This is a genomic window from Halolamina salina, from assembly GCF_042678005.1.
Lineage (GTDB): Archaea > Halobacteriota > Halobacteria > Halobacteriales > Haloferacaceae > Halolamina > Halolamina salina.
The window spans coordinates 1-9,756 of sequence record NZ_JBHUDH010000134.1 but is presented as its reverse complement, the minus strand read 5'-3'; the positions used below and the strand labels follow the sequence as shown (position 1 = coordinate 9,756).

17 protein-coding genes are annotated in these 9,756 nt (G+C 69.4%); 10 read left to right on the top strand and 7 right to left on the bottom strand.

What is annotated here, in order from left to right; translation table 11 throughout:
- Positions 1–593 (top strand): MBL fold metallo-hydrolase (locus ACFR9S_RS11625; protein WP_379818723.1); only part of this gene is annotated, 593 nt, incomplete at its 5' end.
- A 42-nt stretch (positions 594–635) separates the two neighbouring features.
- Here the strand turns inward: ACFR9S_RS11625 and ACFR9S_RS11620 are convergent.
- A complete protein-coding gene (locus ACFR9S_RS11620; RefSeq protein WP_053948938.1) occupies positions 636–785 on the bottom strand; it encodes a 50S ribosomal protein L40e in 150 nt (49 codons plus the stop codon).
- A 138-nt stretch (positions 786–923) separates the two neighbouring features.
- Complete coding sequence (locus ACFR9S_RS11615; protein ID WP_379731309.1) at positions 924–1,205, bottom strand: thioredoxin family protein; 282 nt, start codon at positions 1,203–1,205, stop codon at positions 924–926.
- 127 nt (positions 1,206–1,332) lie between these two features.
- Between ACFR9S_RS11615 and ACFR9S_RS11610 the strand changes: the two genes are divergently transcribed.
- From ACFR9S_RS11610 to ACFR9S_RS11595, 4 genes are all read left to right on the top strand, one after another.
- Positions 1,333–1,491 (top strand): preprotein translocase subunit Sec61beta, encoded by a 159-nt coding sequence (locus tag ACFR9S_RS11610; protein WP_379731310.1) that lies wholly within the window; start codon positions 1,333–1,335, stop codon positions 1,489–1,491.
- A 48-nt stretch (positions 1,492–1,539) separates the two neighbouring features.
- Positions 1,540–2,166: a pyridoxal 5'-phosphate synthase glutaminase subunit PdxT gene (gene pdxT / locus ACFR9S_RS11605; RefSeq protein WP_379731312.1), complete on the top strand. Its 627-nt coding sequence runs from the start codon at positions 1,540–1,542 to the stop codon at positions 2,164–2,166.
- Positions 2,163–2,498, top strand: coding sequence for a phosphoribosyl-ATP diphosphatase (hisE, locus tag ACFR9S_RS11600; protein ID WP_379731313.1), 336 nt, complete (start codon positions 2,163–2,165; stop codon positions 2,496–2,498). The genes pdxT and hisE overlap by 4 nt, the downstream gene beginning before the upstream one ends.
- 115 nt (positions 2,499–2,613) lie before the next feature.
- Positions 2,614–2,787, top strand: a complete 174-nt coding sequence (locus ACFR9S_RS11595) for a hypothetical protein (RefSeq protein WP_379731314.1) — start codon at positions 2,614–2,616, stop codon at positions 2,785–2,787.
- Between the two features lie 43 nt (positions 2,788–2,830).
- On the opposite strand, the gene ACFR9S_RS11590 is transcribed toward ACFR9S_RS11595, so the two are convergent.
- The 4 genes from ACFR9S_RS11590 to ACFR9S_RS11575 all read right to left on the bottom strand — a co-directional run bounded on the left by ACFR9S_RS11590 (position 2,831) and on the right by ACFR9S_RS11575 (position 5,180).
- Positions 2,831–2,983 (bottom strand): hypothetical protein, encoded by a 153-nt coding sequence (locus tag ACFR9S_RS11590; RefSeq protein WP_379731315.1) that lies wholly within the window; start codon positions 2,981–2,983, stop codon positions 2,831–2,833.
- A 111-nt stretch (positions 2,984–3,094) separates the two neighbouring features.
- The gene (gene npdG / locus ACFR9S_RS11585) at positions 3,095–3,763 is read right to left on the bottom strand and encodes an NADPH-dependent F420 reductase (RefSeq protein ID WP_379731316.1); all 669 of its coding nucleotides are present in this window, start codon (positions 3,761–3,763) and stop codon (positions 3,095–3,097) included.
- Positions 3,764–3,820: 57 nt separating this feature from the next.
- Entirely contained in the window at positions 3,821–4,696 is an 876-nt protein-coding gene (locus tag ACFR9S_RS11580; RefSeq protein WP_379818722.1) for a TIGR01548 family HAD-type hydrolase, read from the bottom strand.
- Between the two features lie 49 nt (positions 4,697–4,745).
- On the bottom strand, positions 4,746–5,180 hold the full coding sequence (locus tag ACFR9S_RS11575) for a UPF0146 family protein (RefSeq protein WP_379818720.1): 435 nt from the start codon (positions 5,178–5,180) through the stop codon (positions 4,746–4,748).
- Between the two features lie 38 nt (positions 5,181–5,218).
- Here ACFR9S_RS11575 and ACFR9S_RS11570 point away from each other — a divergent pair, with 38 nt between their 5' ends.
- From ACFR9S_RS11570 to ACFR9S_RS11550, 5 genes are all read left to right on the top strand, one after another.
- Positions 5,219–5,740 carry an archaemetzincin family Zn-dependent metalloprotease gene (locus ACFR9S_RS11570; protein WP_379732469.1) on the top strand — a complete coding sequence of 174 codons (522 nt, stop codon included), beginning with the start codon at positions 5,219–5,221 and terminating at the stop codon, positions 5,738–5,740.
- 57 nt (positions 5,741–5,797) lie between these two features.
- The gene (locus tag ACFR9S_RS11565) at positions 5,798–6,934 is read left to right on the top strand and encodes an alanine racemase (protein WP_379732468.1); all 1,137 of its coding nucleotides are present in this window, start codon (positions 5,798–5,800) and stop codon (positions 6,932–6,934) included.
- Between the two features lie 168 nt (positions 6,935–7,102).
- Entirely contained in the window at positions 7,103–7,969 is an 867-nt protein-coding gene (locus ACFR9S_RS11560) for a ubiquinol-cytochrome c reductase iron-sulfur subunit (protein ID WP_379818718.1), read from the top strand.
- Positions 7,970–7,974: 5 nt separating this feature from the next.
- Complete coding sequence (locus ACFR9S_RS11555) at positions 7,975–8,316, top strand: hypothetical protein (protein WP_379818717.1); 342 nt, start codon at positions 7,975–7,977, stop codon at positions 8,314–8,316.
- A gap of 149 nt (positions 8,317–8,465) precedes the next feature.
- Complete coding sequence (locus ACFR9S_RS11550; RefSeq protein ID WP_379732638.1) at positions 8,466–9,611, top strand: nicotinate phosphoribosyltransferase; 1,146 nt, start codon at positions 8,466–8,468, stop codon at positions 9,609–9,611.
- Positions 9,612–9,653: 42 nt separating this feature from the next.
- Here the strand turns inward: ACFR9S_RS11550 and ACFR9S_RS11545 are convergent.
- On the bottom strand, positions 9,654–9,756 hold a 103-nt coding region (locus ACFR9S_RS11545), incomplete at its 5' end, for a MoaD/ThiS family protein (protein WP_379818740.1).

Below are 9,756 nucleotides of genomic sequence, written 5' to 3'. Positions count from 1 at the left end.
GGAGCGAGACGCCCGACTCCCGGCTCGAGGAGGGCGAGGAGCCTGAACGCGAGGAGGGGGCGTTCTACGTCTGGACGCCCGAAGAGGTCCGCGAGCACGTCGACGATCTCGATCGCGTCGTCCTTACCCACCAGCACGGCGACCACGTCGAGCAGTTGGACGCGGTGCTCGACGCGTTCGACGCGGAACTGTTCGCCTACGACGACCACCCGGATCGAACGCACGCGATCGACGACGGCGACACGGTCCAGATCGGCGACGAGACCCACGAGGTCGTGTACACGCCGGGCCACGCCGACGACCACGTCGCGTTCGTCGGCGAGACGGCGCTGTTTAGCGGCGACGTGGTGGTGTACAACGACGGCGCGTTCGACGACGGCAGCTTCGGCCGGACCGACCACCCGAGCGGCGACCGCGAGCGGCTGATCGAGAGCCTGCGGACGATCCTCGATCGACTCCCCGACTCGGTGGAGGGGATGTACGCCGGCCACGGCGACCCGTTCGAAGCGACTGACGGGGAGAGCGTGCGCGACGTGATCGAGCGCGCGCTGGAGCGGGCCGAGCGCCGGGAGCCGAAGTACCCCGAGGAGTAGCGCGGCTGTCGAGGGTTGCGGACGGAGAAGGGGAGCGCGTCGTTAGGCCGAGCGCGGCTCCTTGGCCTTGGGTCGGAGCTTCCCGTAGCCACACTTCCGGCACTCCTCGGCGCGCTGGGGGTTCCGCGCGTTACAGCGCATGCAGATCTGTTTGTCGAGGATGCGTTTCTCCGCTTCTTCGAACTTAGCCATACGCGTGGATTCTCTCGGCGGGCGTTTAACGCTTACCTTGCGGGCCGACGCCGCCGTTCGGGGTGCGCTGCCGCCCTACGAGCGGCTCGCCGGCGGCTGGTCGGGCTGTTCGCGGCGAGAGAGAAACGTCGAAACCGGTTAGGCGGCCTGCTGGCCCTGCTGGGCCCGGTCGAGCGCCTCCTCCAGCTCGTCGCGCTGAGTGACGCCGACGAACCGCTCGACGACGCCGTCGTCGTTCTCGATCACCAGCGTCGGGAGCGAGCGGACGGAGTACTCGTTGGCGGTCTCCTGATCGGCGTCGACGTCGATCTTCTCGAACTCCACGTCGCCGAACTCCTCCTCGAGCTCTTCCAGGATCGGGTCCTGTGTCTTACACGGGCCACACCAGTCGGCGTAGAAGTCCTTCAGTCGGACAGTCATGCGTGGGCCGAAATTGGCCGTGGCCGCGCATAAGGGTTCCGCCGGCGGCGCTCCGTTCGGTTTTCGCGTTCACGCGCTCCCGTCCCGCTCCGGAAGCTTTAGGCGGCTCACGTCCCGACGTGGCTGTATGAGCGGAAGCGACAGCGGCGGACTGATGTCCAGCGCGGGGCTGGTCCGCTACTTCGACGCCGAGGACCGCAACGCCATCCGAATGGACCCCCGCACCGTCGTCGCCGCGGGGACGCTGTTCGGGATCTTCGTGCTGGTCCTCCGCGCCGCGTTCTGAGCCGGGTCGAACGCACCCTTTTTGCGCGCCGCCCGCCCACCTCCAGCCATGCAAGCAGGCGTCATCGCGGTCCAGGGCGACGTGAGCGAACACGCCGCCGCCATCGAGCGCGCCGCCCGCGCCCACGGCGAGGAAGCCGACGTGGTCGAGATCCGCCAGTCCGGCACCGTCCCCGACTGCGACGTGCTCCTGATGCCCGGCGGCGAGTCGACGGCCATCTCCCGACTGCTCGCCCGCGAGGGGATCGACGAGGAGATCCGCGACCACGTCGCGGCCGGGAAGCCGGTGCTCGCGACCTGTGCCGGACTGATCGTCGCCTCGACCGACGCCAAGGACGACCGCGTCGACACGCTCGACCTGCTGGACGTGACCGTCGATCGCAACGCGTTCGGCCGGCAGAAGGACTCCTTCGAGGCGCCGCTGGCGGTCGATGGCCTCGACTCGCCGTTCCCGGCGGTGTTCATCCGCGCGCCGCTGATCGACGCAGTCGGCGACGGCTCGGGCGCGCCGATCAACGACGGCGACGACGTGGAAGTGCTCGCGCGCTGGGACGGCGACCCCGTGGCGGTCCGACAGGGTCCCGTCGTCGGCACGTCGTTCCACCCCGAACTCACCGCCGACTCCCGGATCCACGACCTCGCCTTCTTCGAGACCGTCGAGGTGAGCAGCCAGTGAGCGATCCCGACGAGTCCGAGCCGACGGCCGACACCGAGGACGCACTCGACGCCGACACCATCGACGCCCTGTTCGAGACGATCGAGCAGCGCAAGCGCGACCTGCCCGAGGACAGCTACACGGCCTCGCTGTTCACCCACGAGAAGGGGGAGAACGCCGTGCTGGAGAAGCTGGGCGAGGAGTCGACGGAGCTGATTCTGGCGGCGAAAGACGACGACGGCGAGGAGCTGGCCGCCGAGAGCGCGGACTTCCTCTACCACCTGCTGGTGCTGCTCTCGATGAAGGGGATGGAGCCGGACGATCTGCGGGCGGAACTGGAGTCGCGGTTTTAGCGTACACCGGTCGGTCCCGCTCGTGAGTTCGGGGCCACGCTGCCGGACGACCGAACGGTTACCCGGATAATCGGTAACGTTCCAACTGATACGGGTGGCGAGTATCTTTCCAGTGATGGACGAGTGTTTCAACTGCAACTCCTCCGCGTCCGACCGCTACACGCTGACCCTCGAGGGTTCGACCGTACTGGAGGAGGTACTCATCTGCGGCGAGTGTTCCGGCGATTTCCAGACCATCGAGTGGATCGAACTCGAGGCGCCGTCGAGTTCTCCGAACCGGACTCGCTGATCTCGCGACTCCGCGGATACCGACGGCATTTCGCGACTACCTCTCACTCGGAGGCGAGGAGCGAGCCGACGAGCGCACCGACGACGACCGTCCCGCCGTACGTCGGAACGACCCCCAGTGCGCCGAGGACGATCGGCACGAAGAGGAACGACAGCAGATCCGAAAGGAGTTGCGTCAGGGGGGACGCGTTCGGCACCGGCTCGAACACGCTCTCCCCGGCCAGAACGAGGCCGAGTTCGAACAGGTAGAACGGGACTGGGAGCGCGAGTAAGCTAACGAGCGCGCCGACCAGCCCCCCGCGGGCCGACTACTTCAGCTCCAGCCCCAGATCGTGCAGCCCGTCGTTGTGCATCGCGACGTTCACCAGCAGCGGCGTGAGCGACTCGACCTCCGCGGCGTTGGCGAGCCCGCCGGCGTCGAGCGCGCGCAGCCCCTCGATCCCCTCGGCGATGTCGGTCACGATCCCCTTCGCGTCGTCGTCCTCGCCGACGACGAACGTGTCGACGCCCAGATCGGCGTCTAAGTTCGCCAGCCGGCCGGCCGCGAGGTTGTGGAACGCGCCGACGAGGTGGACCCCCTCAGGCACTGCGCTGGCGGCGTGTTCCGTGACGCTACCCGCGGGCGGCGGCGCGTAGTGGAAGCCGTCGTCGTCGCGATCCATCCCCGTCGCGGGCGAGACCACGATGTCGCCCTCGTCGAGGTCGTCGGCGACGTACTCGATCGTGTCGTCGACGTAGTACGGCGGGACCGCGACGACCACCACGTCCGCGAGCGTCGCCACGTCCTCGTTGGCGCCGGCCTCGATCGTCACCTCGGTCCCCCGGGAGTCGAGTTCGGTCTCGTACTCCGCGGCCTTCGTCTCGGCCTTCTGGGCGTCGCGGGAGCCGATCAGCACGTCGTGGCTCGTGTGGTAGGCCACGCGCAGCGCGAGCCCCTCGCCGATGTCGCCGGTGCCGCCGAGTATCGCGATGTCCATACCTGCCCGTGCGGTGGTGCCGACGTTAAGGGTTGTGCGAGCGGGAAGCGAGCCGACTCAGTCGAGCAGGTCCGGCAGGTCGTTCACCGAGTCGAGCACCGCCGCCGCGCCCTCGGCCTCGTACTTCCGTCGGCCCGATTCGCCCGTCAGCCCGCCAGTGAGCACGCCGATCCCGTGGTACTCCCGGGAGGGGTCGGCCTCGGCGGCGTTCGTCGCGGTCCGCACGTCGTCCAGCGTGTCGCCGACGAACACCGTCGAGTCGGCGCCGAACCGCTCGGCGAGCGTGACCAGTGCGTGGGGGTGGGGTTTCCCCTCCTCCCAGTCGTCCATCGTGAAGCGGTGCTCCTCGGGAACCGAGAGCCCGGCGCGTTCGAGCGCGATATCCGCCTCCGCGGCGGGTCGCCCCGTCAGGACGCCGACGGAGAACCCCGACTGTAGCCGCTCGATCGTCCCCGGCTCGACGAGCACCGGCTCGTCGTGGATGTACCCCGGCGCCTCGAAGGGTGGGGCACCGCCCTCGATCTCCCGGAACAACTCCGCGCCGAGGTAGAGCGCCTGGAACGTCTCCCGGACGCCCTCGGGGTCCCACGCTGCCTCGACGGCGTCGGCGTCGAACCCCTCGCGCGCCGCGGCCTCGCGCAGAACTGCCCGGGCGGCCGCGAGTCCCCCCTCATCGTGGGCCGCGATCGCGTCGGTGAAGTCGGCGGCGTCGCCGGCGTAGCCCGCCTCGCGGGCGAGCACGAACAGCGTCGCCGCGTCGGTGAGTTCCCAGTCGTTGTTGAAGCCGCCGGCGTCCTTGAAGCGCTGGATCGTCGCGCGCTCGATCGTCCCGCCGTGGCGTCGCTGCACCGTCTCGATGATCGCCCGCCGGTAGGAGTCGGCCACGTCGACGAGCACCCCGTCGACGTCGAGGACGACCGCGTCAGCGTGCATACCCCCGCTCCGACCCCGGGCGGAAAGGCGTTTGCGGCTCGCGCCGGCGTCAGCGACGCCCCGGGCGAGGCCCGTCCCGGGTCGTGGCGGTGTAGAGGGTCACCCGCGGCGTGTCGCCGCCGCCGAGCGTCTCGCGCTCGACGGGGATCGACGGCTCCTCGTAGCCCAGCGTGGTGAATCGGAACGTCGCGCCGACGGCCGCCGCGAGATCCCGGATCGGCCGGTGGAGTTCGGCCGGGCAGTTGAGTGCGTACACGGTGTCGACCTGATGGAACACATCGGGCTCGTCGACGGCCGTCACGTCCTCGACGCGGAAGCGGACGCCCTCGGGGACGGTAACGGGGCGAACGTCGCGGGCGCGCTCGTCGACGCCGGCGTCGGCGAGTCGGGCCGCGACCCCGGTCCGGTTGCCGATGCCGACCTCCAGCACGCGCTCCTCGCCCCGGAGCTGTCTGACGATCAGCGGATCGGTTTTACGGTCCATGCCGAGGGTTTATGCTGATCCTCGGCATGGGTGGAGATATGCGCGTCGACATCGTTCCAGTCGGATCGGTCCCCAGCCGTGCCAAACGCGAGGCGTCGGAGGCGCTGCGGACCGTTTACGACTGCGAGGTCGGCGTTCGGAGCGAGCAGGCGATCCCGGAGGACGCGTACGACCGCGGGCGGAGCCAGTACCGCGCCGAGCGGTTCATCGAGGTGGCCAGCGACGCCGGTACCGGCGAGAAGAACATCGCGATCACGACCGAGGACCTCTACTACCGCCAGCGGAACTACGTGTTCGGGCTGGCGTACCTCAACGGCCGCGGCTCGGTCATCTCGACCCACCGGCTCAACACCTCCTCCGACGGCGGCATCTCGAACAAGCCCACCACGGAGGTGTTCGCCGACCGCATCCGGAAGGAGGTGGTCCACGAGATGGGCCACAACTTCGGGCTGGAGCACTGCGACAACAGCAAGTGCGTGATGTCCTTTTCCCCGACGGTGCGCGAGGTCGACGTGAAGGAGGAGAACCTCTGTGGCTCCTGTTCGCGGCTGCTCGGGTAGCCCGTCGCCGTTTTCTCCTTCCACCCCGCTTTTCCGTTCGCCGGTGCCCCTCCCTGCATGACCACGTGGACCAGCGACGAGATGGCGCCCCGCCTCGGGCAGTCCGTCGACGACCTCGAGACGCCGGTGCTGCTCGCCGACGTGGACGCGATGGAACAGAACATCCGCGAGTACGCCGCCGTCGCCGACGAGCACGACGTCGACCTGCGATCACACGTCAAGACGCACAAGAACGCGGAGCTGGCGGCTCGGGAGGTGGAACTCACCGGCGGCACCGGGATCTGCTGTCAGACCCTCGGCGAGGCCGAGACGATGGCCCGCAACGGGATCGACGATATCTACCTCTCCTACCAGGTCGTCGGCGAGTCGAAGCTCGACCGGCTCTGCTGGCTCGACGGGAAGCTCGACGCACTGGCGACGACCGTGGACTCCGCGGCGACGATCGACGCGCTCGAAGCCGCGGCGGCGCGGAACGACCGAACGCTGCACGCGGTGCTGGAGGTCGACATGGGACTGCACCGGACGGGAGCCAGCCCCGAGGAAGCGCCGGCGCTGGCCGAGCGGATCGCCGACGCCGACGCGCTCGCGTTCGACGGGATCCTCGCCTACGACGCCAACGTCAAGAGCGAGGCGAGCACGGAACAGGAGTTCGAGGAGCGCTGCTGGGAGGCGATGGAGCTGGCGGCGTCGGTCGTCGACGACATCGAAGCCGCCGGGATCGAGGTCGCGGAGGTGAAAGTCGGCGGCACCGCCACCTCGCGGTACAGCGCCCGCCACCCCGTCGTCACGGAGATCAACCCCGGAATGTACCCGTTCAACGACGTGGGCGAACTGGAGCTTCGGCCGTGGGAGGTGTCGAAGGCCGACTGTACGGCGACGGTGCTGACGACGGTGATCTCGGTGCCCGACGAGGACCGGCTGGTGGTCGACGGCGGCAGCAAGACGTTCTCGCTCGACAAGCCCCAGATGCCCGTGCCGAAACGCCGCGACGACATCGAGTACGTCAACGCCAGCGAGGAGCACGGCTGGATCGACACCAGCGAGTCCGACGAGACGTTCGCGGTGGGCGATCGACTCGAGTTCGTCGTCCCCCACGTCTGTACCACGATCAACCTCCACGACCTGATCGTCGGCGTTCGCGACGGCGAGGTGGCAGATCTCTGGGAGGTGCAGGCGCGGGGGAAGGTTCGGTAGTCGAGGGTTCCGAGTGGCGGGGGTGTTTCACCCTGAACCTCTGCCACTGCGTTCGGTTCCGCTCCCCGGACGGCCGCGCCCGCGGGCGTCGCACGCCGTCTCGGCCGACCCGCCGCCCGCATGGGTGCTTCGTCATGCTTTTGAGAACGCGGGACCGACATCTCGGGCATGAGCGCAGACGAGGACAAGTATCCCGCCGAGTCCGGGCGTCGGCGGTTCGTCAAGGGGGTCGTCGGCGGCGCGGGGCTGGCCGCCGTCGGCATGACCGGCGCGGTCGGCATCAACTCCGCGACCCAATCCCCCGGGGAGGGGGGTGGCTCGACGACCGCGATGGCCATCGAGAACACCGCGGGTCCCGCGCCGCGCGGGATGCCCCAGATCCCCGTCGAGATCGACGACGAGGGGTACCTCAAGGGCGTCTGGCCCGAGGTGAAGGAGGTCGAACAGGGCGGCCGAACCATCGAGGTCGCGGAGACCGAGATGGGCGGCCAGACGTACTCCTCGGAGTGGTTCCAGTACTGCGGCGTCGAGTCCTACGAGGGGATCGTCCCGAGCTACGACTCCGAGAACTACTTCCGCTCGATCGCCGGTCCGGACTACGACTGGCAGAGCGAGGCGCTGGAGGAGGGTGACCGCCTCAACGTCGAGATGTTCGACGACTACGAGAGCTGGGGCAACGGCATCGGCGAGGCCGGTCTCGGCAAGCCCGCGACCGGGCGCTGGCGCTCGGAGGGTACCGAGAACACCATCCCGATCCAGGTGATCCGGAGCCCGATCATCGAGGAGATCGCGAACGGCAACACCGACGCCGATCAGTCGATCGTGAACTGGCTGCAGGCCAGCACCGAGAAGGGGTTCCTCGCGTGGCTCAACAAGTGTACCCACTTCTGCTGTGTCCCCGGGTACAAGCAGAACTCCTCCTCGGCCTCCTTCGGCGGCGAGGACGGCGTCTACTGCGCCTGCCACCAGTCCGTCTACGACCCGTTCAGCATCGTCCAGACGCTGTTCGTCGCCCGGCCCCGGCCGGACGACTGATTCCCGTGGCCGACGAGTTCGAGGACAGCCCGGACGCCGACGGTGGGAGCGAGGGCGCACCCGCCGGCGACGACGCCGACGATCCGGCGTTCGCCCGCCGGGTCGAGGAGGCCCGCGATCTGCTCGACGAGGACGCCACCGCCCTCTACGTCGGCGTCGTCCGCGACGGCCGCGAGGTCGATTCCACGTTCGCCCAGCGGGCCGACGACGCCCAGCAGGAGGGGATGCAGGCGCTCTCGCTGCTGGCCTCTCACATCCGGCTGGTCGCCGACGAGGCGGGCGTCGACTACACGACCGTGGCCGGCGACGCGGTGACGCTGGCCGAGCAGTTGGACGAATCCGAGTAGGGACCCGGCCCCGCCGGGCTGAGACGCCTCGCGTTCGAACCGCGCGGCTGAAGACCCTCGTTCTCCGGCCGCCACCGATAGACGGGACTTTTTGTTCACACGCCCACGAGTTCGGACACACTGCTCCCCGCGACTGCGGGGGCCACACCATGAGCGAGTTCGACATCATCTCACCCGAGGCGATCGAGTCAGGCGACGCGACCGACGCCTACTTCGACCGGACGACCGAGACGCTCTCCCACGCGGGACGGAACCCCCACGTCGTCGCGGAGGTGACCGCCGACCAGTTCCCGACCGGCGAGTTCGAACTGCTCGCGGGGCTGAAAGACGCCGCCCACCTCCTCGAGGGGCTGCCGATCGACGCCGACGCGCTGCCGGAGGGGACGCTGTTCGACGGCGGGCCGGTCTGCCGGATCGAGGGGAACTACCTCGACTTCGCGCGCTACGAGACGGCGCTTCTGGGCTTTCTCTCCCACGCCTCGGCGGTCGCGACCAACGCGCTCCGGGCCCGCCGGGCCGCGCCGGAGTCGACCGTGTTGAGCTTCGGGACTCGACACGTCCACCCCTCGATCGGCGCGATGGTCGAGCGCTCGGCGCTGATCGGCGGGCTGGACGGCATCTCGAACGTCGCCGCCGGCGAGGTGCTCGGCCGCGAGGCCGGCGGGACGATGCCACACGCGCTGCTGATCTGTTTCGGCCGCGGGAATCAGGAGGACGCTTGGCGCGCGTTCGACGAGGCGGTCGACCCCGACGTGCCGCGGGTGACGCTGTGTGACACGTACTCCGACGAGGTCGACGAGGTGCTCCGTGCGGTCGAGACGCTGGGCGACGACCTCGACAGCGTCCGCCTCGACACGACCGGTTCCCGGCGGGGGGATTTCCGCCACATCGTCCGCGAGGTTCGCTGGGAGCTCGACGCCCGCGGCCACGGGGACGTGGACGTGTTCGTCAGCGGCGGCATCGACCCCGCGAGCATCCGCCACCTCCGGGACACCGTCGACGGGTTCGGCGTCGGCGGCTACGTCAGCAACGCCGACCCGATCGACTTCGCGCTGGACATCGTGGAAGTCGACGGCGAGCCAGCCGCCAAGCGCGGGAAGCTCTCGGGGACGAAACAGGTGTACCGGACCGACGACGGCGGCCACCACGTCGCGCTCGCCGACCGCGGCGCCGACGGCGAGGCGCTGCTGGAGCCGCTGCTCCGGGACGGTGAGCTCGTTCGGGAGTTCGATATCGACGCGGCGGCCGACCGCGCCCTCGCCGACGCCGCACACGTCGGTTTCCCGCGGGAGTGAGTTCTCGGGAGAACTGGTAGGACGGTACGCGGGCGGAGCGTCCTATCCGCCGCTGACCGGCGGGAACAGCGCGAGTTCGTCGCCCGCGTCGACGGTCGCGTCGCCGTCGACGCTCTCGCCGTTCTTGAGGAGGTTGACGTGCTCC